Raw genomic sequence first — 24,455 nt, forward strand, 5'->3', positions numbered from 1 at the left:
AACCTCTTTTACTGTTTCGATTGAATATTAGTGAAAATATCATTGTACTTTTTAAGAATAGCTGATTTATTTTGGATGACGTAATCAGAATCTTCAGTGGCGATATTGATTTCGGTCATTGATTTCATATTTTTATTGGTTTTAGCATTTTTTCGAATGGGTCTAATGGTTGTTTCAGTTCCTAGTTTATCCTGAATGTCTTGAGAAAGAAGGAAATCGATAAATTTTTTAGCGTTTTCCATGTGTTTGGCATTTTTGATAATAGCTGCGTTACCAGGCAAAAAGACGGTTCCTTCTTTTGGATAAATGACTTTTACATCAACGCCATCGTTTAAGAGTTTCAATGCAGGATCTTCATAGGTGAGTCCGACAGCCATTTCTCCGTCAGCGACTGATTTGTAGACATTTGAAGAACTAGAAGCAATTTTCCCATCTACTAAGCTAAATAGATTTTTCACATATGTCCAAGCTTGCTCATTTTCATAGCCCCCCTGATCTACGAGCATGTTTGTTAATTGAGCAAAGGCGCTAGAAGAATTACTTGGATCAGCAGTTGCGATTTTTCCTTTTAATTTAGGATTGAGTAGATCATTGTAGCCTTCAATTTTAATATCTTTTGTAAGAGCTGAATTGGCAATGATGACACTGACATCAAGTGTATAAGGCGTGTAGAATCCAGTTTTATTTTGATATTCAGGGATTATCTGGTCGTTCTCTTGAGAAATATAAGGTTCAAAAAGATTTTCGTTAGAAGAGAAGAGGGCGTAGGAGCCTCCGAAAATGACATCGGCTACAGGGGATTCTTTTTCAGCCTCAGCTTTTTTGAACAATTCACCAGTGCTGGCTTGTACTAAGTCAACCTTAATACCATATTTTTCTTCGAAGGCTGGGATTGTTTCTTCGATAAGGTCTTCAGGGTTAGGCGAGTAGATAACCAAAGTGTTATCTGAATCTTTTTCAGAGCTAGTTTCCGCTTCTGTTGTTGAAGAACATCCTGATAAAGTAAGAAATATCCATCCACAAGAGAGAAAGAATAGTAGTTTTTTCATAAGAGTCTCCTTTTTTACGAACGTTTTTACTCTACGACTTGCTTAATGTTTATAATTTGCAGAGTTCTATAGGATATAATAAAAACCTTAAAGAAATCTAAAACGAGGAATATGAGTCAAAGGCGTTAGGGGAAAAAGATGGAAGAGATAAATAATCGATATAAGTTAATTTCAAGTGTTAGCTAATTTCTTATACTGCTAAATAAGCTGGATTTGCGATTCAGTCTTTCTTTCCATCCAAGCCCAAAAGAACATTTCTCGACTTTCAAATTCCCCCAAAAATGGTATAATAGTAACATCATAAAATTGGAGAAATAGCATGAGTTTTTACAATCATAAGGAAATTGAGCCTAAGTGGCAAAAATACTGGGCTGACCATCACACATTTAAGACAGGAACAGATGCTTCAAAACCGAAGTTTTATGCATTAGACATGTTCCCTTATCCATCTGGAGCGGGTCTTCACGTAGGACACCCAGAAGGCTACACAGCAACAGATACCCTTAGCCGTTTCAAACGTGCGCAAGGCTACAACGTCCTTCACCCAATGGGGTGGGATGCTTTTGGTTTGCCTGCAGAGCAATATGCTATGGATACAGGGAATGACCCAGCGGAATTCACAGCAGAAAACATTGCCAACTTCAAACGCCAAATCAATGCGCTTGGATTCTCTTACGACTGGGACCGTGAAGTCAATACTACAGATCCGAACTACTACAAGTGGACGCAATGGATCTTCACTAAGCTTTACGAAAAAGGCTTGGCCTATGAAGCGGAAGTGCCAGTAAACTGGGTTGAAGAATTAGGAACAGCCATCGCCAACGAAGAGGTCCTTCCTGACGGAACATCTGAGCGTGGTGGCTATCCAGTTGTCCGCAAACCAATGCGCCAATGGATGCTCAAAATTACTGCCTATGCAGAGCGCTTGCTGACTGACTTGGATGACCTTGACTGGCCAGAGTCTATCAAGGACATGCAACGCAACTGGATTGGGAAATCAACTGGTGCCAATGTAACTTTCAAAGTGAAAGGGACTGACAAGGAATTCACCGTCTTTACGACACGTCCAGATACCCTTTTTGGGGCGACCTTCACTGTCTTGGCGCCTGAGCATGAGCTAGTAGATGCCATCACAAGTCCAGGACAAGCAGAGGCTGTTGCTGACTACAAACACCAAGCTAGCCTCAAGTCAGACTTGGCTCGTACAGACCTTGCCAAGGAAAAAACAGGGGTTTGGACGGGTGCTTATGCTATCAACCCTGTCAATGGTAAAGAAATCCCAATCTGGATTGCCGACTACGTTCTCGCTAGCTATGGTACAGGTGCTGTTATGGCTGTGCCTGCCCATGATGAGCGTGACTGGGAATTTGCTAAACAGTTTGGACTTCCAATCGTAGAAGTGTTGGAAGGTGGAAATGTAGCTGAAGCTGCCTACACAGAAGATGGCCTTCACGTCAACTCTGACTTCTTGAACGGTCTTAACAAAGAAGATGCTATCGCCAAGATTGTAGCTTGGTTGGAAGAAAAAGGCTGTGGTCAAGAGAAGGTAACTTACCGTCTCCGCGACTGGCTCTTTAGCCGTCAACGTTACTGGGGAGAACCAATCCCAATCATTCATTGGGAAGATGGAACTTCAACAGCCGTTCCAGAAAGTGAATTGCCACTTGTCTTGCCGGTAACCAAGGACATCCGCCCTTCAGGTACTGGTGAAAGCCCACTAGCTAACTTGACAGACTGGCTGGAAGTGACTCGTGAAGATGGCGTCAAAGGTCGTCGTGAGACCAACACCATGCCGCAATGGGCTGGTTCAAGCTGGTACTACCTCCGCTATATCGATCCACATAACACAGAAAAATTGGCTGATGAGGACCTCCTCAAACAATGGTTGCCAGTAGATATTTACGTGGGTGGTGCAGAACACGCGGTGCTCCACTTGCTTTACGCTCGTTTCTGGCATAAATTCCTCTATGACCTTGGTGTTGTACCGACTAAAGAGCCATTCCAAAAACTCTTTAACCAAGGAATGATCTTGGGAACTAGCTACCGTGACCACCGTGGTGCTCTTGTAGCGACTGACAAGGTTGAAAAACGTGACGGTTCCTTCTTCCACATGGAAACAGGGGAAGAATTGGAGCAAGCACCAGCTAAGATGTCGAAATCCCTCAAGAACGTGGTCAACCCAGACGATGTGGTGGAACAATACGGTGCCGATACCCTTCGTGTCTATGAAATGTTTATGGGACCACTCGATGCTTCTATCGCTTGGTCTGAAGAAGGTCTGGAAGGAAGTCGTAAGTTTCTTGATCGTGTGTACCGTTTGATCACAAGTAAAGAAATCGTTGCGGAAAACAATGGCGCTCTAGACAAGGTTTATAACGAAACCGTTAAAGCTGTCACAGAGCAAATCGAGTCCATGAAATTCAACACAGCCATTGCCCAGCTCATGGTCTTTGTCAACGCTGCTAACAAGGAAGATAAACTCTATGTGGATTACGCCAAAGGCTTCATCCAATTGATTGCCCCATTTGCCCCTCACTTGGCAGAAGAACTCTGGCAAACAGTCGTAGCAACAGGCGAGTCTATCTCTTATGTAGCTTGGCCAACATGGGACGAAAGCAAATTGGTTGAAAACGAAATCGAAATCGTCGTCCAAATCAAAGGTAAAGTCCGTGCTAAACTCATGGTCGCTAAAGATCTTTCACGCGAAGAATTGCAAGAAATTGCTCTGGCTGACGAAAAAGTCAAAGCAGAAATTGATGGCAAAGAAATCGTGAAAGTGATTAGTGTACCTAACAAGCTTGTAAATATTGTTGTGAAATAAAAATGAATCCTTCAGAGTTCAGCTCTGGAGGATTTTTGACTCTTCTTGACAAGAAATTGGTATTTTGTTAATATGATTAACAAAAAGAAGGAAACCATGAATAAGAAAGAACTGCATAAGTTTAATAATCGTTTTAACAGCTTTGCTTTAGCTTTTGAACAGTTGAAAAAAGCTCAGCATAGGAACAGTATTGATAAATCAATCACTATTAATGAAGTCCATTTGATCGACCTGATAGGCCGCAATCAACCTGTGAATCTAGTGAAATTATCTGAGTTACTTGAAGTGTCTAGGAGTGCCATTACTCAGAGTGTTAGACGTTTAACCAAGAAAGACCTCGTTGCTTTTGAATTTGCACCGGATAATGAAAAAAATAAATATCTGAGATTATCTAAAAAAGGAATCGAAGTTTTTAAAATCCATAAGGAGCAACAAGCATATATTGAAAAATCAATCTTTTCAGTTTTAAACAACTATAGCGAGGGGGAACTTCAAACAGTTGTGAAATTGATGGATGATATTGAAAAGGTGTGGGGAGAATTGCCGTGGTAAAAGTCGCGGTAATTTTAAAACTATATTGTTAATCACATTAACAAAAAAGAGGAAGAAATGAATATACAAATTGAACTTATCTCAGAGTCTGAGTTAGCAGACGAATCTTTTAATATTGTCATCAATGGCTTAAAACCAAGAGAAACATATCGAGTCGAGATGCACCTAACTGATTATTATTGTATCAATGCTCCCATGTTTTTAGCTCATGATGTTTTATGGAGATCAACAGGGACTTTTGTATCAGATAAGAATGGTATTATTGATATTTCACGAACTCCATCTTGTTCTGGCTCTTATGAAGGCATTTCAACAATGGGACTATTTTTTAATGCTAAGCCCTTGACCAATGAGAGAAAGAAACTTCCAACCTCTCTTTCTAAAATTCCTTTACTAGATCGGTTTTTTGTGAAAATCAAAATTATGCAAGGAAATACTGTCATTGCAGAGAGAATTTTTACAAGACGTTACATGAGTTCGCAAATTAGTCATCAAGATATTTACGGGGAACATTTTCGTGGGAGACTCTTTTATGATAAAAAGGCAATAAAAACACCAGCTTTGATTATTGTGAGCGGTAGTGAAGGACGGATTGAAAAGGCACAGAATATAGCTCAGCTTTTATCTTCTAGAGGTTATATTTGCCTAGCATTTGCCTACTTTGGTTTAGAGGGGTTACCAAAACATTTGGAACGTATTCCTTTAGAGAGCCTTGTGGAAGCAAAGAATTATCTACGTCAGCATCCTCAAGTAGATAGTGAAAAAATTGGAATATATGGACGGTCTAAGGGAGCAGAATTCGTTTTAGCTGAGGAGAGCCTTTTTAATGACGTTCAATGTTTGGTACTAAATTCACCCTCTGATGTGATATATGAAGGGATAAAAGGGAAATGGAACTCTCATACTTCTTCTTGGACGCATTTGCAAAAAGAACTTCCCTATCAAAAGTTTCGACTTGGAGATTATCTGTTCAGCAAACTTTTTAGAAAAAGCTTCCCTAAAGATCGTTCTGCTAAGATAGATATCGGTCAAATGCATTCACCAATCTTATTGCTCGGAAGTACTGTTGATGAAATATGGGATGCCTCGTCAGCAATTGATGATATTGTCTCAGATTATAAAGGACGCCACATTACATTTAAAAAATATCATGAAACAGGTCACATGTTGACAGTGGCTTATCAACCAAATCACCGTTATCGAAAAGATTGGCGTTTATTGATGAGAGAGAGTAAGGATTCTTGGCTAGCTACGATTCATTTTTTTGATAGGCATTTGAAGAAGAAATAAAAATAGATTATAAATATGCTATAATAGTTCCAACTAAGATAAAAACACAGTTCTGGTTGGTAGTCCAGACGTAGGCAAGCCTATCAGCAACCTTCCTCCTTGGTTGTCCATTCTTAGGGGTAGATTTAAGGAGGTGCTGTCGTGGAAACAATTTCAATTGGATTGACAGTTTATTTTGAAGATGGATTTTGGCATGGTTTGTTCGAACAAGTGTATCGAGAAACTTATCAAGTTTGTCGTGTGACATTTGGTCAGGAGCCAAAAGATGATGAAATTCTAGAGATCTTACAGACTCAGTTTACTCAATTATCTTTTAGTCCAGAAGCTACAGTTAAGCAGCATGTAAAAATCAAGAATCCTAAACGATTACAGCGAGCTGTGAAAAAACAAGTAAAGCAGAAAGTTTCTTCCAAGTCGAAAGAACTATTGCAGTTGCAGTATGAGGAAAGGAAAAAGATTTCAAAACATCAATCTAGTGTCCAAAGACAATTGCTCAAACAAGAGAAATTCGAACGCAAACAGCAAAAACGTAGAGAGAAGCACAAGGGGCATTAACTCACTCGTTTCCATATTTGATCAATCCTCCATAAACGAGAGGATTTTTTGTAGATCACCTGTGAGATGTGATATACTATTCACATCTTTAAACTTATAAGTGGGAGACAAGGAGAAAGCTATGCCAGTAAATGAATATGGTCAGATGATTGGTGAATCTGTAGACGATACACCTGGAGTTTTGCCTTCACTTGTACGGATAGAGGGGCAGTATACGATTATTGAAGTTCTGTCAGTAGAAAAGCATGCGGAGGATTTGCTGGCTGTTTATGGTCCAGAATCACCTCGAGAGATGTGGACCTATCTCTTTCAACCACCAGTAGAGAATCTCGAAGAATTAATCGTAGCTTTGAAGCAGATGCTTGAGCGTAAGGATTGCTTCTATTATGCGATTATCGATAAAGCAACTGGAAAGGCGCTGGGAACATTTTCTCTCATGCGTATTGACCAAGCCAATCGCACCATTGAAGTTGGCGCGGTGACTTTTTCTCCGGCTCTCAAACAGACCAGGATGGGAACAGAAGCTCACTATTTGCTAGCTCGCTATGTTTTTGAAGAACTCCACTTTCGTCGCTACGAGTGGAAGTGCGACGCCCTCAATCTTCCATCTAGAAAAGCAGCAGAACGTTTGGGCTTTGTCTATGAAGGAACCTTCCGCCAAGCTGTTATCTATAAAGGTCGTACCAGAGATACGGATTGGTTGTCCATGATCGATAAGGACTGGCCTCAAGTCAGAGCTCGCTTGGAAGCGTGGTTGCGTCCTGAAAATTTTGATAAAAATGGGCAGCAGATAAAATCGCTTAGGCAATGCTAGAAAGGTTTGCTATGATTAAGATTACAAAAGAAAGATCTGTTTCAATTGATGACGTTTTACATCTCTATCAGGCAGTTGGTTGGACAAACTATACCAATCAGCCACAGATGTTGGAGCAGGCCTTGTCTCATTCGCTAGCGACTTATCTTGCCCGTGATGGTGAGAAAATCGTTGGTTTAGTGCGTCTGGTTGGAGACGGTTTTTCATCCGTTTTTGTCCAGGATTTGATTGTCTTGCCTACTTATCAGCGTCAAGGAATTGGTAGTAACTTGATGAAAGAAGTCTTAGCTGACTATAAGGGTGCCTACCAAGTACAACTAGCGACTGAACAGACTGAAAAAACATTGGGGTTTTACCGTTCTCTGGGGTTTGAAACCTTATCTACTTATGATTGTACAGGAATGATTTGGGTGGATCGAAAAAAATTAAAATAATTCTTTTATCTTAAGTTAACTTTAAGTTTACTCATGTATCATGTAATCATTAAGTAAAGACCTCCTAACTTTATTTAATAGAAATCCTAAACTTTTCTTTTTCATAATAATCTCCCTAAAGAAGTCACCAAATTCGGTGGCTTTTTTTTATGTTCACCTGTAGAAATTTTAAAATAAAATTGACCACATAATCATCCATTTCGACCACATAGCTCCAAAGTATATTTTTTCTTTTTCCTTTTTGTTAAACTGAGAGTGTGAAAAGGAGGAAAGAAATATGATTTTACAAGCAAAAGGTCTCACTAAGAACTATGGAGACCATATAGCAGTTAGAAATATAAATTTAGAGTTTAAAAAAGGGAGTTTTAATGCAATATTAGGACCTAACGGGGCTGGGAAATCGACAACGATTTCAATGTTAATCGGACTTAAACGAGCAACTAATGGTCAAATCATCTATGCGCCCAATACTAGGATTGGAGTTGTTTTTCAAGCAAGTGTATTGGATGAAAAGTTGACAGTCAAAGAAAACCTAACCATTCGAGCCCAGCAGTATAAGGGGATTAAAGGTGGTCGTGTGGAAGATTTAATCAATCAACTAGGGTTGACTGCTTTTCAGAAACAACTTTATGGAACTTTATCAGGAGGACAGAAACGTCGAGTTGATATTGCTCGGGCTCTCCTATCCAATCCCGATATTTTATTTCTAGATGAGCCTACGACTGGACTAGATATTCAGACCCGCAAATCCATTTGGGATTTATTGTATCGTCTACAAAGAGATGAAGGGATGACTATTATCTTAACGACTCATTATCTGGATGAAGCAGATGAGGCAGATCAACTTTATATTATAGATCATGGAAAGGTTATTGCCCAAGGTTCTGCTACTGAGATTAAAAGTGAGTACGCTTCCAATCTTTTAAAAATTTGTTTTAAAGACAAGCAAGTGGAGAAATTCTTACCTAAAAATATGCCTGTGGAAAAAGAAAATGAGTTTGAGTATAGTCTTTATCCCGAGAACCAATTGGAAGCTATTGATTATTTGACCCAAGTTCGTGAGAAGATTGCTGGCTTTGAATTTCGTCCAGGAACTATGGATGATGCCTTCATAGCCCTTACAGGAAGAGAGGTGCGCTAATGTTAGCCTTATTAAAACGTGATTTTTTGTTGTATTTTCGTAATCGTTCAGGAGTCTTTTTCTCATTACTGGGAGCTTTGATTTCCTTTCTACTCTATATCATTTTTTTGCAGAAAAATTTGATGGATGCCTGGTCCCAACTTCCTGATAATAAGAGCCTTTTAAATAACTGGCTGATGGGTGGAACTTTGGCTGTGACTGGGATTACAACAAGTTTTACAGCTTTGACCCAGATGGTACAAGACCGTGAAAATCAAGTGGATCAGGATCTCTTTTTGACAGACTTAGGGAGCTGGGGCTTGCAACTGTCTTATCTTATTAGTAGCCTTATCATTTCCTTTGTTATGCAAGCCTTTATGCTTATTGTTATGAGCCTTTATTTTCAAGAAATTCCAGCTATGAGTAAGCTATTTGAAATAAGTTTAATCATGCTGCTAAGTAGTCTCCTTTCAACATTGGTAAATGTACTCTTGATTTATCATTTCCAGTCAGTAGATAGTCTGGGTAAATTGGCTACAATTGTAGGTACAGTTTCAGGATTTTTAGTAGGAACTTATGTACCAATGGGAATTCTTCCTAACTTCGCTCAAGTTCTCATGAAGTGCACACCGGCTACCTATCTTGCTTCTCTCTATAGACAGGTCTTAATGAAGGAGCAATTAGAAACTACATTTATGGGGAATAGTAGCTTATTAGAAGAGTTTCAAGAAAAATTAGGAATCCGGCTTAATTGGCAGAACCTTATAACAAAGGAAGAAACATACTTAATAGTGGTGAGTATCTGCCTCCTAACTTTTCTGCTTTGGCTGGTAGTAGTTAAAATCTCTAGCAAAAAAATAAAAATTATAGGTTAAGTTAACTTTAAGTCTTCTCTTGTACCATATAATTATTAAGTAAAGACCTCCTAACTTTATTTAATAGAAATCCTAAACTTTTCTTTTTCATAATAATCTCCCTAAAGAAGCCACCAAATCAGGTGGCTTTTTTGTTTGTAGGCTGGTTTTTTGCTATAATAGGAACATGAGTAGAATTTTAGATAATGAAATCATGGGTGATGAGGAGTTGGTAGAACGTACCCTCCGTCCCCAATATTTACGTGAATATATCGGACAAGACAAGGTCAAGGATCAGCTTCAAATCTTTATCGAGGCAGCAAAAATGCGTGATGAGGCGCTGGATCATGTTCTTTTATTTGGCCCTCCAGGTCTCGGGAAAACGACCATGGCTTTTGTCATTGCCAATGAATTGGGAGTCAATCTTAAGCAAACGTCTGGTCCCGTTATCGAAAAAGCCGGTGATTTGGTAGCGATTTTGAATGACTTGGAGCCAGGAGATGTTCTTTTTATTGATGAGATTCATCGCTTGCCTATGTCGGTAGAAGAGGTGCTATACAGTGCCATGGAAGACTTCTACATTGACATCATGATTGGTGCAGGAGAAGCTAGCCGTAGTGTCCATCTAGATTTGCCACCATTTACCTTGATTGGGGCAACGACACGAGCTGGGATGCTTTCAAATCCTCTTCGTGCCCGTTTTGGGATTACAGGCCACATGGAATATTATACCCATGCTGACTTGACAGAGATTGTCGAGCGGACGGCAGATATCTTTGAGATGGAAATTACCCATGAAGCTGCTTCCGAGTTAGCTTTACGCAGTCGTGGAACTCCTCGTATTGCTAATCGTCTTCTCAAGCGCGTGCGTGACTTTGCTCAGATTATGGGCGATGGCTTGATTGATGATGTGATTACGGATAAGGCCTTGACTATGCTGGATGTAGACCATGAAGGTTTGGACTATGTAGACCAAAAAATCCTTCGCACTATGATTGAGATGTATGGCGGCGGTCCTGTCGGTCTAGGAACTCTTTCGGTTAATATCGCCGAAGAGCGTGAGACAGTAGAGGATATGTATGAACCTTACCTGATCCAGAAAGGATTTATCATGCGAACTCGTTCAGGACGAGTTGCGACAGCCAAGGCTTATGAGCATTTGGGGTATGAATATATTGAAAAATGAGACTGAAATTTTAGACTCTTTTAGGGAAAATCCTGACATGATGGCTATTCTGACTGCCATCCGTGACTTGGAGTTGAACGATTCCTGGTTAGCAGCTGGTTCGGTTCGAAATTTTATCTGGAATCTTTTGTCAGAGAAACCAGCCTTTGACCGTGAAACGGATGTGGACGTCATTTTCTTTGACCCAGAGGTGAGTTATGAAGAAACGCTGACAATAGAAAACAAGTTGAGAGAGGACTTCCCCCAGTATCAGTGGGAGTTGAAAAATCAAGTCTATATGCATCAGCATAGTCCCCATACGGAACCGTATGTGAATTCCTGTGACGCTATGAGTAAATATCCCGAACGTTGTACGGCGATAGGTCTTCGCTTGCAAGCTGACGCAACTTTAGAGCTCTTTGCTCCTTATGGTTTAGAGGATATTTTGAACTTTCAGGTTTCTCCAACTCCCCATTTTTTAGAAAATCAAGACCGGATGAAGCTTTATCAACAGCGTTTATCTAAGAAAAATTGGCGAGAAAAATGGAAAAATCTCACATTTAAAAATACTTAAGGAAACTTTAAGATAGGAGCTGTATACTTATCTCATAAGTTAAGAAAACCTTAACTTATACTCCTAAAACTTTTTCATAATAATCTCCCTATAAAAAAATTAAGTCGCCCAATCAGGCGGCTTTTTTTGTTGTGAACATGAGATAAGGATAGTTCTAAACAAGGGCAAACACCAGAGAAATGTTGACAAAGGTCAAAGATTTCTCTAGTATAAGAAGTAAGGCTAGAGATTTTCTGAGAATAGAGTAAATGGAAGTCCATTGGTTTGAGAAAGAGATGTTGAAAAATGACTAAAAGAATGAAAAACAATAGGAAACTAGTTAATCTAGGCTTGTATCAAAACAAAATAGTCTATTATGACTTAAAAGAAAAGAAACTTTACTTTTCAATTCTCGAGAGAACATCTAAGAATCACCATTACTATACTCTTGGACTCACTTTGCTATCTCTCCCCATTATTCGATTGCTGAATGGTTTAACCATTTTTGATATCCCTACTATCAAATATTCTAGCTTCATTCTATGTTCCTGTCTTTCCTTGCTCATAGGGAAATTTGTAGTTGACTATTATGACAAAGACTTGGACTTATATCCTGCATTGTTTACAGATATTGAGTACGCAGAATTTTTAGAAATAGCAAAGAAAAATGGAACTCTTGCTTTCGTATTTAATATTATTAGTAGTGTCAGTTTGATAGGTTGCTTGATAGTTTACCTAGTCTATGCAAAGTTTTTAGGATTGCTGATTTATTCGGTTCTCTTATTCATTCTCTACATCTGTGTGGTCAATAATGTACATAGACGGAATAAAGTTATTAAAAAACTACTTTAGTTAACGATTCACTAATAAAGGACTTCCGTATTTCCCTTATGATTTGGTTGCGGAAGGTGAGAAGGAATAGTAAGTCTCGTGGAGTACTATGAATAAAATTTTTAAAAAAGATTGGAGTAAATATGAGTAACAAAGTATCAATTATGCAAGAGATGTTTAAAAAAGAAGGTTCAGATGAACTCGTTCCTGCAGTAACCATTATCTTGGATGGGCAAATTAGAAATATCATTGATGCCCTAACAGAACAGAATGGCTATGATAGCTATCCAGAAGCTATTTCAGATATTCTTTTCAAAGGAATAGAAAGTATGATAAAAAAATAAATCCGGGAAAGCAAATACAAGAAAAAGAGAGCGAAAGGCGCTCTCTTTTTATGATATAATAGCCCTATGAGATTAGATAAATATTTAGTTGCCTGCGCTGTTGGGAGTCGGACTGAGGTCAAAAACTTTCTAAAAACTGGGCGCGTGACGGTCAATGGCAAGAAAGCAAAGTCTGCTAAGTTGCAAATCAATGAAGACACGGAAGAGATTTGCTTTGACGGGCAAGTTTTACACTATGAAGAGTTTGTTTACTATGTGATGAACAAGCCCCAGGGTGTTATATCAGCGACTGAAGACCCCAAACATAAGACTGTTTTGGATTTGTTGGATGACTTGGCTCGTTCAAAGGAAGTTTTCCCAGTAGGACGTTTGGATATCGATACGCATGGGCTCTTGCTCTTGACCAATGATGGCAAGCTAGCTCATGCTCTTCTTTCACCAAAACGCCATGTGGATAAGACTTATCTGGCACGAGTCGATGGAATCATGACAGATGAAGACATTGAGACATTTGCGCAAGGAATTCCGCTCAAGGACTTTACCTGTCAGCCTGCCAAACTGGAGCTTGTGTCTATTGATAGGGAGAAGGATCAAAGCCTGGTCCGAGTGACTATTGCAGAAGGGAAATTTCACCAGGTCAAACGGATGGTGGCCTACTGTGGTAAGGAAGTTGTGGACTTGCAACGTTTAACCATGGGAACTTTGACCTTGGATGAGGATTTGAAACGTGGAGAATGGCGTCGTTTAAGCAAGGAAGAACTAGAAGGCTTGCTTGAAAGTGTTCAATAAACTGGATAATCGGAAAAGGTAGGGGAAATATCCCTACCTTTTTCAGTTTTTGGTTGCTTCCTTTGTGAAAAGAGTTATAATAGACAGTAAGAAAAAAGGAGGATTTTATGAACGCGATTCAAGAATCATTTACAGATAAATTATTTGCCAACTATGAAGCAAATGTAAAATACCAAGCTATCGAAAATGCAGCTAGCCACAATGGAATTTTTGCAGCCCTAGAGCGTCGCCAAAGCCATGTAGACAACACACCTGTTTTCTCACTTGACTTGACTAAGGACAAGGTCACTAACCAGAAAGCATCTGGCCGTTGCTGGATGTTTGCGGCACTTAATACTTTCCGCCACAAACTCATCTCTCAATACAAACTTGAAAACTTTGAATTGTCACAAGCCCACACCTTCTTCTGGGATAAGTATGAAAAATCTAATTGGTTCTTGGAGCAAGTGATTGCGACTGCTGACCAAGAATTGACAAGCCGCAAGGTTAGCTTCCTACTCCAAACCCCACAACAAGATGGTGGTCAGTGGGATATGGTAGTTTCTCTCTTTGAGAAATACGGTGTCGTTCCTAAGTCTGTTTATCCAGAGTCTGTTTCATCTAGCAGTAGCCGTGAGCTCAATGCAATCCTTAACAAATTGCTTCGTCAAGATGCTCAAATCTTGCGTGACCTCTTGGCTTCTGGCGCTGACCAAGCAACTGTTCAAGCCAAGAAAGAAGACCTCTTGCAAGAAATCTTTAACTTCCTTGCTATGTCATTGGGGCTCCCACCACGTCAATTTAACTTTGCTTATCGCGATAAGGATGACAACTACCAAAGCGAAAAAGGCATCACTCCACAAGAGTTTTACAAGAAATATGTCGATCTTCCACTAGAAGACTACGTTTCTGTGATCAATGCTCCAACTGCTGATAAACCATATGGCAAATCCTATACAGTTGAGATGTTGGGAAATGTTGTTGGTAGCCGTGCAGTTCGCTACATTAACGTACCGATGGAACGCTTGAAGGAATTGGCCATTGCCCAAATGCAAATAGGAGAAACTGTTTGGTTTGGTTCAGATGTCGGCCAGCTCAGCAACCGTAAAGCAGGAATCCTTGCGACAGATGTCTATGATTTTGAATCAAGTATGGATATTCAACTCACTCAAGACAAGGCTGGACGTTTGGACTACAGCGAAAGCTTGATGACCCACGCTATGGTCTTGACAGGTGTTGATTTGGATGAAAATGGTAAATCAACTAAGTGGAAAGTTGAAAACTCATGGGGAGACAAGGTCGGAACAGATGGTTACTTTGTTGCTTCAGATGCTTGGATGGACGAATATACTTACCAAATCGTTGTCCGTAAAGAATTACTGACAGCAGAAGAACGAGCTGCTTATGAAGCAGAACCAATCGTCCTTGCACCATGGGATCCAATGGGTGCCTTGGCAGAATAAATGAGATATAAAAAGAATGTTTCTATAATTTTTAGGGTTGGTGGAAATTTTCCACCAACCCTATTTTAGTGTATACAAAAAGGCCAACATCCATTATATTAAAAGCGCCTAAACCTAAAACAAAAGAATGATGACCATATGAACAATATACTAGAAGCTACACTACAAATCAAAGATAAAAACATTATTTGGGATAATAATGTTCAAGAGAAGATATTAAAAAATAGAAAATCTTTATTTTATTCAGCTACATATACGCATAAACCAGAATTTTGTGCCGTTTGTGGGTGCGTTAGCCAAAATAACAATATAGTTAAAAACGGGACGAAAACTTCTCGTATCACTCTCTGTTCTGTTTCAGGCCTTCCAGCCTACTTAAATCTACGAAATCAGAGATTTCTCTGTAGAGAATGTGGTTCTTCATTTACTGCAGATACTAGTCGAATTGTAGAAAAATACTGTCATATCTCGAAACGATTAAAAAATGAAATTAAGGCAAAAATAAGTGAAACAGTATCTGAAATATATATCTCAAAAGAATCAAATGTTTCAGTTCATACTGTAAGACGTATCATAGATGATACAGCACGATTATTAACGATTAAACCATTACATGATTTCCCTGAACATTTGTGTTTTAATGAATTTAAATCCGTCAAAGCTTCCGATAGTAATATGAGCTTCATTATTTGTGATAGCACTACACACAAGCTGGTCGATGTTGTACGTGATAGAAAATCTTACAGTTTAAAACAATATTTTCATCGTTTTGAGACTAAGACAAGATTAAAGGTAAAAACTATCTCAATCGACATGTACTTACCGTACATTCAATTAATAAAAGAAATGTTTCTTAACGCAAAAATTATCATTGATCCTTTTCACATTGTACAAGCCTTGAATAGAGAACTAAATCGAACTCGGGTACGTATCATGAATCAGCATCGTTATAAAAATCCTAAATTATATCGAAAGTTAAAACATTATTGGAAGTTAATTTTAAAGAACCCTAATGAACTTCAGAACTATAAATATAATCGTTATAAGCTTTTTGAAAGCTTCATAACAAGTAAAGGAATCGTAGATTATATCTTAGAAAACAATCCATCTCTAAAAAATGATTATGAGGTTGTACATTCACCTCGTGAATGTATACAGGATAGAGATTATATAGAATTCAAGGAAACGATTGAAGCAGCTACGCAATTAGACCTATCTCCTGGTTTAAAAAGAGTATTAAAGACTCTTATGACTTACTTGCCATATATTCAAAATACTTGTGAGTATCCAACTAGAACAAAAGGCCCTATTGAAGGAATAAACAATAAAATAAAAGTGCTTAAAAGAAATGCCTACGGCTTTAGAAACTATTACTATTTTAGAAATAGGATTATTTTAATAACAAAAATGTTTGGCCCAAAACAAAAAGGAATTAAGCAACAATTAGTTGCTTAATCCCTTCCTAAATTTCTTCATCAACACTATTTGACAAAGAGCCCTTTTTTAGTGCTCAAAATAGCACTCAATTTTAAATGGATTTGGTGTTCAAAAAATATAATCAAATGCAACAAACTAATTTCATTTTTAATAGGCACAATTAATTTTAGAAGATAGTACGAAAAAATATTGACTGTTTTCTTTAGAATGTGTAAAATTTAGATAGATTATTTAAAGTGAGGTTTTTTTATCTTGTCTATATTAAAGAAGAAATTTAATAAGTTTAGTGTTCTATTGAATCTGGTATTAATAGCTATTATAGCTATTGGAGTGCTATTTTTCTTACCTAAGGAACATAAATCAGAAGTCAAATCGTCAATTAATATCGAAAGTATTGAAAAAGTGAATGAAGTTGTATTTTTGAATGCGGGAATTAATGAAATTATTTCTGAAACAAAAACAACTCAAGTTTTTGGGTTTGATGTGCCGTTCTCTAAAAAAGCAGCATTAGTAATTTTAAATTATAACGCTAAATTTGGAATTAAAAGTAGTGTAAAGGTTGAACAAATAAGCGAAAAAGAATATAAGGTTATTGTTCCAAAATTGGAAGTAATTGGTGTTGAACTTTCAAAAGATGATCCTTATGATTTATATGATAGTCATGGAGAGTTATTAAGTGGGACTACAGAAGATGTTGATACTGGGAAATTGGTCACAAACCAACTTTCTAGTGATAAACAAGCAGAGTATTTAGATAAATTTAAGAGTGAAATTAAAGAATCTGCAATCAATTATTATAAAACAATATTTTCTTCAATGGATTCTGAAGTAAAAGTAACTATAGAATTTACAGAATAATTTTTGAAATACAAAACCCTGACCATCTCTGGTCAGGGTTTTGTGTGGTTCTATAATTTTTAGGGTTGATGGAAATTTTCCACCAACCCTATTTTAGTGTATACAAAAAGGCCAACATCCATTATATTAAAAGCGCCTAAACCTAAAACAAAAGGATGATGACCATATGAACAATATACTAGAAGCTATACTACAAATCAAAGATGCACACAATGAAGGTGTTACATTCCATTTCTTAGAGAATATTAAAGAAGTATTGCGTGATGAGAGTGGGAAAGTAACTGGTGTAAAGGTTATTACAATGGAACTTGGTGAATCAGATGAAAGTGGAAGAAGATTAACGCATGAAGTGGCAGGTAGTGAACATATTATTCCATGTGATCTTGTCGTTGCAGCAATTGAACAAAAGTAGACTTTAGTGTTCTAGATGAAAGGTAAAAATTTGACTTTCGGTCAACATCAGAATACAATAGAAATAAATAATAACAGGTGATGCATATTTAGGTCCTCAATCTATCGCAACCGCAATTAAAGACGGGCGAGAAGTTGCGACAGAAGTACATGAATCGTTTAAAGAAAACATATAAATAACTTGTGGTGCCTTTCGTTTTTTACTGGGAAAATTAAGGAACTATAGTTATAAATACTTAAAGATATTAATATATTAGGAGGAGAAATAATGAACAAGAAACTATTATCAGGCTTATGTGCAGCAGTACTCTTATCAGGTTTAGTAGGATGCGGACCTAAGGAGTCAAAACAAAATACCACAACAAGTACTTCTACAATAGAAACAAAAAATACCACAACAAACAACTCTGAAGTAACTGAGAAGAACTTCAAAGACTTCCCAGAGACAGATGAAAAGTACTTCACATATGATGAATGGCAAGAAGGTTATGTTATCTATAGTTGTACATCTGACGATAAGGTTGTTCGTGTACCAAAGGAAATTAAAGGAAAACCTGTTATCGCAATTGGAGAACGTGGTCTAGCAAACCTAAAGAACTGTGAGGCAATCGTTCTACCAGATACAGTACGTTATCTATCGAAAGCTGCATTTGCGATTGATGGTGCTCTAAAGTATGTATACTTAGGTAAGTCAATAGAAACAGTAGAAGATGATATCTTCAATGGATGTAGTTCTCTTGAAGAAGTAACTTTCCCAGAAGGCACAAAGAGTATTGGAACATTAGTATTCTGGGGCACAAAGTCAATTAAATCCATTACAATTCCAGCAAGTGTAACAGAAATTACAGACATATTCTATTTTGTAGATAACTGTAACCCAGATGTAGAAATTCATACACCTAAGGGATCAAAAGCAGAAGAAGTAGCTAAAACAATGGGACTTAAAGTAGTAAATGACTAAAGGGGAATAGTATGAACAAGAAACTACTATCAGGCTTAGGGACTGACCCCAAAAAGTGAGAATTTAATAAAAACACCCTAGGGCTACCGTCTTCGGTATTCAACCGGAGACAGGTAGTCCAATTTTTGTTGGATTCTTTTTTCATTAGGTTCTTCATCAACACTATTTGACAAAGAGCCAAAAGAATCAGGTGATAAACCTGATTCTTTTTTGTTTGTATATTCTCACCGAGATTACATGATACCGAAGTAACGAGCTGCGATACCAACTGCAAAGAGTGCAAGGATGATTGTGATTGGAGATACTTTTTTCTTAAGCAACCACATGCAAAGGAAAGTAAGGAGAAGTCCCATCAATCCTGGGATCAATGAGTTCAACTGACCTTGAAGCGTTTGTGGTTGAACGCTATCCAAACTCAAACCGCTAAGTGCTTGGCCGAGGATTCCCTTCAATTCTCCACCTGTAACAGGACCTTCTGGGAAGACGATGTAAGCACCTTCTGACAATTGTTTACCTGGAAGGTTGATAGTGAAGTTGATTGATACCCAACGTTGTACAAGAACGGCAAGGATGAACATACCAAGGATAGAAGCTCCTTTAGTGATGTCTTTCAAGATACCACCTGACATGTCTTTGGTGATTTCAGATCCAGCCTTGTAACCAAACTCTTGTGTATACCAAAGGAAAGACATACGGATTGCATTCCATCCAAAGAAGAAGAGAAGTGGTCCAACGATATTACCAGTTGCTGCAAGTGATGCACCAAGGGCACCAAGGATAGGACGTACTGTAAACCAGAAGACTGGGTCACCGATACCAGCAAGAGGTCCCATCATACCAATCTTAACACCTTGGATAGCAGCATCATCGATGTCAGTACCGTTTGCGCGTTCTTCTTCAAGTGCAAGAGTAACCCCCATGATTGGAGCAGCTACGTATGGGTGAGTGTTGAAGAACTCAAGGTGGCGCTCAAGAGCAGCGGCTTGGTCTTCTTTTTTAGTGTAAAGTTTCTTGATAGCTGGGATCAAAGAGTAAGCCCAACCCAAGTTTTGCATACGTTCGTAGTTCCATGAACCTTGAAGGAATTGTGAACGCCACCAAACTTTTTGGCGATCTGATTTTGATAATTGAATTTTTTCAGCCATGATTGTTCCCCTTTCTAGTAGTCTTCTAGGATATCACCGATTGGATCGTTAGAAGTTGCAGCTCCTCCGCCACCGTTTCCACCTTGTTTAGAAAGGTTGAGGTAGATGAAGGCAAGGGCAACACCGATGACACCAAGGGCAATCAAAGTCAATTGAGAGATTGCTGCAAGAGCAAAACCGATAGCGAAGAATGGCCATACTTCACGAGTAGCCATCATGTTGATAACCAAAGCGTAACCAACGGCAACGACCATGGCACCACCGACAGCCATACCACCTTTAAGCCATTCTGGCATAAGTTCCAATACTCCTTGAACTGCTTCAGTTGGCATTGCAAGCAAGAGTGCAGCTGGGATAGCAATACGTAGACCTTGAAGAGCAAGGGCAAAGTAGTGAGCGCGTTCAACAGCTGCAATGTTTCCTTCTTTAGCAGCAGCATCTGCAGTGTGAACCAAACCAACTGAGATTGTACGAACGATCATAGTCAAGAAAAGTCCAGCTACGGCAAGAGGGATTGCAGTTGCAGTTGCGACTGCGATACCTTCAGTAGTAAAGTTACCACCTTTGATCATGATAATTGCAGCAGCAACAGAAGCAAGAGCCGCGTCAGGAGCTACGGCAGCTCCGATGTTAGCCCAACCAAGGGCGATCATTTGAAGTGATCCACCAAGCATAACCCCTGCTTCGAGGTTACCAGTTACAAGACCGATAAGGGTACATGCTACGATTGGTTGATGGAATTGGAATTGGTCGAGGATACCTTCAAGACCTGCGAAGAAGGCAACAACTACAACCAAGATAGCAGAAATGATTGAAATATCTGACATGGTTTTATTCCTTTTCTATTTAATGTTAATTATTGAACGTTAGCTTTGCTAATCAAGTCAAACAAATCTTTTTTAGTGTCGTTTGGTACTTTACGTACGTCAAATTCAACACCAAGATCACGCATTTTTTCAAATGTAGCAACGTCGTCTTTGTCCATTGACAATACGTTGTTGATCATTGTTTTACCAGTTGAGTGAGCCATTGATCCAACGTTAAGAGTCTTAATTGGCACACCGCCTTCGATAGCACGAAGGGCGTCTTGAGGTGTTTCAAACAAGATAAGGGCGTGTGTGTTACCAAAACGAGGATCTTTTGCAACCTCAATCAATTTTTTGATTGGAACAACGTTAGCTTTCACTCCGTTAGGAGCAGCTTGTTTGATCAACTCTTTACGCAATTCGTCGTTTGCAACGTTATCTGAAGCAACGATGATACGGTCTGCTTTTGAATCTGGTGTCCAAGCAGTTGCGACTTGTCCGTGAAGAAGACGTGTGTCAAGACGAGCAAGATTGATTTTCAATTTACCGTCTCCGATAACTGTTCCTTCTGGGATAGCAGCTTGGGCTACAGGAGCAGCTGCAGCAGTTGCAGCAGTTGCAACTTCCTCAGCTGGGTTTAGCTCTTCTGGAAGAGCCTTGATGCCATCTTTAGCTTCTTTAATGATGTTCGCAGCGACTTTATCCACTCCAGCATTCGCGTCCATAAGACGCTCTGTGTAGGCTTGGATCAACATCGGCAAGTTAAGTCCAGTGATGATGGCAAATTTACGCTCAGGATTTTCTCCCATTACGCGACTAGCTTGGTTAAATGGAGAACCACTCCAAAGGTCAGCCAAGACTAGAACCTCATCTTCTGCGTCAAATGCAGCCACAGCATTGTTGAATTTGGCGTATAAATCATCTGGACCTTCGTTTGGCATAAAGGTTACAACTTGAACCTTTTCTTGTTCACCAAAGATCATAGATCCTGACTGATGAATACCCGCGGCAAATTCACCGTGGCTCGCAATAATGATTCCGATACTCATTATTGTCATTCCTCCTTATAAAATGTTTGACTTGTAGTTTAAGAAAACTTTAAGACTCTTTAAGTATAAACCGTTTTCAGCAAAAAATCAACTACTTATAATAAATCCTAAAAAGCAGCGTAACAAACCTGTCATTCCAAACATTGACATATCAATATCTTTAGATAAGATTTTGAAGGTAAGTATGGGAAATTTAATATAAAAAAGTCATAGTACAGAAATCGACGAAGCAAATCGGTATCTTATTTCTAGCCCTATACTTCAACCGTTGGATGCTTAAAGAATGTGGATAGTAAAATGACGTTTTGTCAATAGTGTTCTTGAGCGTAAAAAAAAAGAACTTTAAGTTCAATAAATTGCTATATCAAAATTTTATTGCTAAAAAACGAGGTGGGGTCTTTTGTCCCTACCTCGTTTTGGAATTTATTATCTATCTTAATGAGTAAAGTCTAGAACCATGCGACCTTGGATGGTACCAGCAGCCATTTCATCAAAGACAGCAATGGCATCTTCGACAGGCCGTTTTTGAACAACTGGAACAACGAGACCTTCAGCACCAAATTGGAAAGCTTCTTCCAAATCTTTACGTGTACCAACAAGGGAACCGATGACCTGAATACCGTCAAGAACTGTTTTAACGATACTTAGATCCATCATTTCTGAAGGGAGTCCGACAGCTACTACACGACCACCTGCACGAACAGAGTCAACTGCTTGGTTGAAGGCAACTTTTGATACAGCTGTTACGACAGCTGAGTGAGCACCACCGTTTGTTTTTTCTTTGATAAGGCCTGGAACATCTTCGACTTCAAGACCATTAATCACGATATCAGCACCGACTTCTTTAGCTAGAGCAAGTTTATCGTTGTTAATATCTACTGCGATAACGTGAGCGTTGAATACTTTTTTAGCATATTGAACAGCTAAGTTACCAAGTCCTCCAGCACCATAGAGTACAACCCATTGGCCTGGCTCAACTTTTGCTTCTTTAATAGCCTTGTATGTAGTAACACCGGCACAAGTGATTGAAGAAGCTTGGGCTGGATCGAGACCTTCTGGAACCTTAACGGCATAATCTGCAGTTACGATACATTGTTCTGCCATACCACCATCAACTGAGTAGCCAGCATTTTTTACTGTACGGCAAAGGGTTTCGCGTCCGGTTGTACAATATTCACACATGCCACACCCTTCAAAGAACCAAGCTACGCTGACACGGTCACCAACTTTTAGACTCTTAACATCAGGAGCGATTTCTTTTACGATACCAATCCCTTCGTGACCGAGAACACGTCCTGGAACTTTTCCAAAGTCACCATGGGCAACGTGGAGGTCTGTATGGCAAACACCACAATACTCAACTTCAACAAGTGCTTCGCCATTTTCGAGCGGACGGAGCACTTTTTCTTCAATAGCAACACCAGTGCTTTCTGGATTTACAACAACAGCTTTCATAGCTATCCTCCTTGGTTAGTAGTTGAGGTGCAGAGGAAAAGGGGCTTGCCTTAAATCGTGATTCAAGTGAAGTCAAATTTGAACTGCCCTCTTTTTTGTCTATATGTGAATTATATCACGATATTTAATATAATGCAAGGAGATTTATGCAAAAATATATGAAATCGCTTAACTGGTTGATGATACTGTGAAATTTGCACAATAATATCTAACGTATTCATGTAAAATTTCATATAAAGAGGAACTTATTTGGTCTCAAATATAGGGAGTGAGCTTACAAACAGATTTTCTAAGATTCATCTCTAGGAGTTTTTGGTATAATAGAGAGTAATTTATTTTCTAGTATAAGAAGTTAGAGTGAGAGGTATGTATGTCCCCTTCAATTCAGTTATTAAAAGACCGCTATTTAAAAAATATCAAAGAAAATCCAGATCTCTACATCGGTATTGAGTTGGAGTTTCCTATCGTTCATACGAAAGGCCAACCTACAGATATTGAAGTCAGCAAGGACTTGATGAATTTTTTGGTTGATGCTCTCAGTCTGGAAGTTGAAAAGGTAGACCAGGAGGGCAATTCGATTCAACTTGTAGAACCGGCGAGTCAAGATCGGATTTTGTTTGAAGTTTCTTATACAACCTTGGAGTTTGCCTTTGGTAGGGCTCAGAATATCCAAGAGGTTGAAGGACGTTTTCAGGCCTATATGAAGGTAATCCAAGAAAAGCTAGGTGAAAAGGAACATGCTATCCAAGGTTGGGGGATTCACCCGAACTGGGATATCAATGATAATAGACCTGTAGCTTATCCACGCTATCAGATGCTGATGGATTATCTGCGTATGGGGAGTCACCAAGAGAGAGCTAATTTGCATGACTTCCCACAATATGGAGCCTTCATCTGCGGGAGTCAAGTCCAGTTGGATGTTTCGACCGCTAACTACCTACGTGTCATCAATACTTTCACACAGATAGAGGCAGCCAAAGCTTACCTGTTTGCCAATTCTGAGTTTTCTGGAGCAGACTGGGACACTCGGATTTCACGAGATATTTTTTGGGAAGAATCTATGCATGGGATTTATCCAGAGAATGTTGGTGTCAATACCAGACTCTTTAAAGATGAAGATGATTTCTTTGATTATTTAGACCATTCTGCGATTTTCACAGCAGAACGAGATGGAGAAACCTATTATTTTTCTCCGATTCAAGCTAGAGATTACCTAGCTACTGATGAAATTCCTGCTTATACTCTAAATGGGAAAGAGACTCTGCTTGCCCCTCAAGAGAAGGATTTCCAAACGCACCGTAGCTACCAATTCCAAGATTTAACAACTCGAGGAACGGTCGAATTTCGTAGTGTTTGTACCCAGCCACTAGACCGCACTTTTGCTTCAGCAGCCTTTCATCTAGGTTTATTGGTGAATCTTGACAAGCTTGAAGCTTACCTAGAAACAGCTCCTTTCTTTGAAAGTTTTGGTCGTGACTACAAGTCTTTGAGAAGACAATTTTCTAAGAAACACCTCACAGATGAAGAAACATCTGGGATTGTCCAGTTCTCCAAAGATTTGCTAGCGATAGCAGAGCAAGGACTTGAGAGGAGAGGTCAGAGTGAAACGACTTATTTAGAACCTTTGAAAGAAGAATTGGACGTATAATTTTCTTATAACGGAAGAATTTTCTGAAAAATCATGTTATAATGAATGAGACTATAGATAAAGGATAGAGAT

Annotated in this window: 24 protein-coding genes; 18 read left to right on the forward strand and 6 right to left on the reverse strand. The window is 38.9% G+C overall.

Annotated elements, in window-relative coordinates; all coding sequences use genetic code 11:
- Window positions 1–8 precede the first annotated feature (8 nt).
- Window positions 9–1,049, reverse strand: a complete 1,041-nt coding sequence (locus QM382_RS06730; protein ID WP_178894495.1) for an ABC transporter substrate-binding protein — start codon at window positions 1,047–1,049, stop codon at window positions 9–11.
- 319 nt (window positions 1,050–1,368) lie between these two features.
- Between QM382_RS06730 and leuS the strand changes: the two genes are divergently transcribed.
- The 17 genes from leuS to QM382_RS06815 all read left to right on the forward strand — a co-directional run bounded on the left by leuS (window position 1,369) and on the right by QM382_RS06815 (window position 18,280).
- Window positions 1,369–3,870, forward strand: coding sequence for a leucine--tRNA ligase (gene leuS / locus QM382_RS06735; RefSeq protein ID WP_414272848.1), 2,502 nt, complete (start codon window positions 1,369–1,371; stop codon window positions 3,868–3,870).
- A gap of 96 nt (window positions 3,871–3,966) precedes the next feature.
- Window positions 3,967–4,422: a MarR family winged helix-turn-helix transcriptional regulator gene (locus QM382_RS06740; RefSeq protein WP_414272945.1), complete on the forward strand. Its 456-nt coding sequence runs from the start codon at window positions 3,967–3,969 to the stop codon at window positions 4,420–4,422.
- A 57-nt stretch (window positions 4,423–4,479) separates the two neighbouring features.
- Window positions 4,480–5,712: an acyl-CoA thioesterase/BAAT N-terminal domain-containing protein gene (locus QM382_RS06745; protein WP_414272849.1), complete on the forward strand. Its 1,233-nt coding sequence runs from the start codon at window positions 4,480–4,482 to the stop codon at window positions 5,710–5,712.
- 141 nt (window positions 5,713–5,853) lie between these two features.
- Window positions 5,854–6,267, forward strand: coding sequence for a YjdF family protein (locus QM382_RS06750; RefSeq protein ID WP_414272850.1), 414 nt, complete (start codon window positions 5,854–5,856; stop codon window positions 6,265–6,267).
- 121 nt (window positions 6,268–6,388) lie between these two features.
- A complete protein-coding gene (locus tag QM382_RS06755; RefSeq protein ID WP_414272851.1) occupies window positions 6,389–7,081 on the forward strand; it encodes a GNAT family N-acetyltransferase in 693 nt (230 codons plus the stop codon).
- 11 nt (window positions 7,082–7,092) lie between these two features.
- A complete protein-coding gene (locus QM382_RS06760) occupies window positions 7,093–7,515 on the forward strand; it encodes a GNAT family N-acetyltransferase (protein WP_414272852.1) in 423 nt (140 codons plus the stop codon).
- A 277-nt stretch (window positions 7,516–7,792) separates the two neighbouring features.
- Window positions 7,793–8,656: an ABC transporter ATP-binding protein gene (locus tag QM382_RS06765; RefSeq protein ID WP_178894502.1), complete on the forward strand. Its 864-nt coding sequence runs from the start codon at window positions 7,793–7,795 to the stop codon at window positions 8,654–8,656.
- Window positions 8,656–9,510 (forward strand): ABC transporter permease, encoded by an 855-nt coding sequence (locus tag QM382_RS06770; RefSeq protein WP_195183381.1) that lies wholly within the window; start codon window positions 8,656–8,658, stop codon window positions 9,508–9,510. The genes QM382_RS06765 and QM382_RS06770 overlap by 1 nt, the downstream gene beginning before the upstream one ends.
- 166 nt (window positions 9,511–9,676) lie before the next feature.
- On the forward strand, window positions 9,677–10,675 hold the full coding sequence (ruvB, locus tag QM382_RS06775) for a Holliday junction branch migration DNA helicase RuvB (protein WP_006153029.1): 999 nt from the start codon (window positions 9,677–9,679) through the stop codon (window positions 10,673–10,675).
- The gene (locus QM382_RS06780) at window positions 10,656–11,228 is read left to right on the forward strand and encodes a nucleotidyltransferase family protein (protein ID WP_195184314.1); all 573 of its coding nucleotides are present in this window, start codon (window positions 10,656–10,658) and stop codon (window positions 11,226–11,228) included. The genes ruvB and QM382_RS06780 overlap by 20 nt, the downstream gene beginning before the upstream one ends.
- Before the next feature lie 953 nt (window positions 11,229–12,181).
- Window positions 12,182–12,382, forward strand: a complete 201-nt coding sequence (locus QM382_RS06785; RefSeq protein WP_049496993.1) for a hypothetical protein — start codon at window positions 12,182–12,184, stop codon at window positions 12,380–12,382.
- A 66-nt stretch (window positions 12,383–12,448) separates the two neighbouring features.
- Window positions 12,449–13,171: a pseudouridine synthase gene (locus QM382_RS06790; protein WP_414272853.1), complete on the forward strand. Its 723-nt coding sequence runs from the start codon at window positions 12,449–12,451 to the stop codon at window positions 13,169–13,171.
- Window positions 13,172–13,278: 107 nt separating this feature from the next.
- Window positions 13,279–14,613, forward strand: a complete 1,335-nt coding sequence (gene pepC / locus QM382_RS06795; RefSeq protein ID WP_004250638.1) for an aminopeptidase C — start codon at window positions 13,279–13,281, stop codon at window positions 14,611–14,613.
- A 138-nt stretch (window positions 14,614–14,751) separates the two neighbouring features.
- A complete protein-coding gene (locus QM382_RS06800; RefSeq protein WP_414272854.1) occupies window positions 14,752–16,068 on the forward strand; it encodes an ISL3 family transposase in 1,317 nt (438 codons plus the stop codon).
- A gap of 234 nt (window positions 16,069–16,302) precedes the next feature.
- Window positions 16,303–16,908: a DUF4230 domain-containing protein gene (locus tag QM382_RS06805; protein WP_004250641.1), complete on the forward strand. Its 606-nt coding sequence runs from the start codon at window positions 16,303–16,305 to the stop codon at window positions 16,906–16,908.
- Between the two features lie 166 nt (window positions 16,909–17,074).
- Window positions 17,075–17,320 (forward strand): hypothetical protein, encoded by a 246-nt coding sequence (locus QM382_RS06810; RefSeq protein ID WP_004250643.1) that lies wholly within the window; start codon window positions 17,075–17,077, stop codon window positions 17,318–17,320.
- 267 nt (window positions 17,321–17,587) lie between these two features.
- Entirely contained in the window at window positions 17,588–18,280 is a 693-nt protein-coding gene (locus QM382_RS06815) for a leucine-rich repeat domain-containing protein (RefSeq protein WP_263394322.1), read from the forward strand.
- Window positions 18,281–18,363: 83 nt separating this feature from the next.
- On the opposite strand, the gene QM382_RS06820 is transcribed toward QM382_RS06815, so the two are convergent.
- The 5 genes from QM382_RS06820 to adhP all read right to left on the reverse strand — a co-directional run bounded on the left by QM382_RS06820 (window position 18,364) and on the right by adhP (window position 22,735).
- Entirely contained in the window at window positions 18,364–18,453 is a 90-nt protein-coding gene (locus tag QM382_RS06820) for an IS3 family transposase (RefSeq protein ID WP_367400507.1), read from the reverse strand.
- A 60-nt stretch (window positions 18,454–18,513) separates the two neighbouring features.
- Window positions 18,514–19,425 carry a PTS system mannose/fructose/sorbose family transporter subunit IID gene (locus tag QM382_RS06825; protein WP_006151300.1) on the reverse strand — a complete coding sequence of 304 codons (912 nt, stop codon included), beginning with the start codon at window positions 19,423–19,425 and terminating at the stop codon, window positions 18,514–18,516.
- A gap of 14 nt (window positions 19,426–19,439) precedes the next feature.
- On the reverse strand, window positions 19,440–20,252 hold the full coding sequence (locus QM382_RS06830) for a PTS mannose/fructose/sorbose transporter subunit IIC (RefSeq protein WP_006151319.1): 813 nt from the start codon (window positions 20,250–20,252) through the stop codon (window positions 19,440–19,442).
- Between the two features lie 29 nt (window positions 20,253–20,281).
- Window positions 20,282–21,280 carry a PTS sugar transporter subunit IIB gene (locus QM382_RS06835; protein WP_371620852.1) on the reverse strand — a complete coding sequence of 333 codons (999 nt, stop codon included), beginning with the start codon at window positions 21,278–21,280 and terminating at the stop codon, window positions 20,282–20,284.
- Between the two features lie 435 nt (window positions 21,281–21,715).
- Window positions 21,716–22,735: an alcohol dehydrogenase AdhP gene (adhP, locus tag QM382_RS06840; RefSeq protein ID WP_070678633.1), complete on the reverse strand. Its 1,020-nt coding sequence runs from the start codon at window positions 22,733–22,735 to the stop codon at window positions 21,716–21,718.
- Between the two features lie 370 nt (window positions 22,736–23,105).
- Between adhP and QM382_RS06845 the strand changes: the two genes are divergently transcribed.
- Entirely contained in the window at window positions 23,106–24,383 is a 1,278-nt protein-coding gene (locus tag QM382_RS06845; protein ID WP_414272855.1) for a gamma-glutamylcysteine synthetase, read from the forward strand.
- The last annotated feature ends 72 nt before the right edge of the window (window positions 24,384–24,455 follow it).

This window comes from Streptococcus infantis, assembly GCF_047465185.1.
In the GTDB taxonomy this organism is placed as follows: domain Bacteria; phylum Bacillota; class Bacilli; order Lactobacillales; family Streptococcaceae; genus Streptococcus; species Streptococcus infantis_O.

Excerpts from the sequence above, each read along its gene's own strand:
- QM382_RS06730 (WP_178894495.1), bottom strand. The coding sequence starts at position 1,049 with ATGAAAAAACTACTATTCTTTCTCTCTTGTGGATGGATATTTCTTACT.
- leuS (WP_414272848.1), top strand. The coding sequence starts at position 1,369 with ATGAGTTTTTACAATCATAAGGAAATTGAGCCTAAGTGGCAAAAATAC.
- QM382_RS06740 (WP_414272945.1), top strand. The coding sequence starts at position 3,967 with ATGAATAAGAAAGAACTGCATAAGTTTAATAATCGTTTTAACAGCTTT.
- QM382_RS06745 (WP_414272849.1), top strand. The coding sequence starts at position 4,480 with ATGAATATACAAATTGAACTTATCTCAGAGTCTGAGTTAGCAGACGAA.
- QM382_RS06755 (WP_414272851.1), top strand. The coding sequence starts at position 6,389 with ATGCCAGTAAATGAATATGGTCAGATGATTGGTGAATCTGTAGACGAT.
- QM382_RS06760 (WP_414272852.1), top strand. The coding sequence starts at position 7,093 with ATGATTAAGATTACAAAAGAAAGATCTGTTTCAATTGATGACGTTTTA.
- QM382_RS06765 (WP_178894502.1), top strand. The coding sequence starts at position 7,793 with ATGATTTTACAAGCAAAAGGTCTCACTAAGAACTATGGAGACCATATA.
- QM382_RS06770 (WP_195183381.1), top strand. The coding sequence starts at position 8,656 with ATGTTAGCCTTATTAAAACGTGATTTTTTGTTGTATTTTCGTAATCGT.
- ruvB (WP_006153029.1), top strand. The coding sequence starts at position 9,677 with ATGAGTAGAATTTTAGATAATGAAATCATGGGTGATGAGGAGTTGGTA.
- QM382_RS06780 (WP_195184314.1), top strand. The coding sequence starts at position 10,656 with ATGAATATATTGAAAAATGAGACTGAAATTTTAGACTCTTTTAGGGAA.
- QM382_RS06785 (WP_049496993.1), top strand. The coding sequence starts at position 12,182 with ATGAGTAACAAAGTATCAATTATGCAAGAGATGTTTAAAAAAGAAGGT.
- QM382_RS06790 (WP_414272853.1), top strand. The coding sequence starts at position 12,449 with ATGAGATTAGATAAATATTTAGTTGCCTGCGCTGTTGGGAGTCGGACT.
- pepC (WP_004250638.1), top strand. The coding sequence starts at position 13,279 with ATGAACGCGATTCAAGAATCATTTACAGATAAATTATTTGCCAACTAT.
- QM382_RS06800 (WP_414272854.1), top strand. The coding sequence starts at position 14,752 with ATGAACAATATACTAGAAGCTACACTACAAATCAAAGATAAAAACATT.
- QM382_RS06810 (WP_004250643.1), top strand. The coding sequence starts at position 17,075 with ATGAACAATATACTAGAAGCTATACTACAAATCAAAGATGCACACAAT.
- QM382_RS06815 (WP_263394322.1), top strand. The coding sequence starts at position 17,588 with ATGAACAAGAAACTATTATCAGGCTTATGTGCAGCAGTACTCTTATCA.
- QM382_RS06825 (WP_006151300.1), bottom strand. The coding sequence starts at position 19,425 with ATGGCTGAAAAAATTCAATTATCAAAATCAGATCGCCAAAAAGTTTGG.
- QM382_RS06830 (WP_006151319.1), bottom strand. The coding sequence starts at position 20,252 with ATGTCAGATATTTCAATCATTTCTGCTATCTTGGTTGTAGTTGTTGCC.
- QM382_RS06835 (WP_371620852.1), bottom strand. The coding sequence starts at position 21,280 with ATGAGTATCGGAATCATTATTGCGAGCCACGGTGAATTTGCCGCGGGT.
- adhP (WP_070678633.1), bottom strand. The coding sequence starts at position 22,735 with ATGAAAGCTGTTGTTGTAAATCCAGAAAGCACTGGTGTTGCTATTGAA.
- QM382_RS06845 (WP_414272855.1), top strand. The coding sequence starts at position 23,106 with ATGTCCCCTTCAATTCAGTTATTAAAAGACCGCTATTTAAAAAATATC.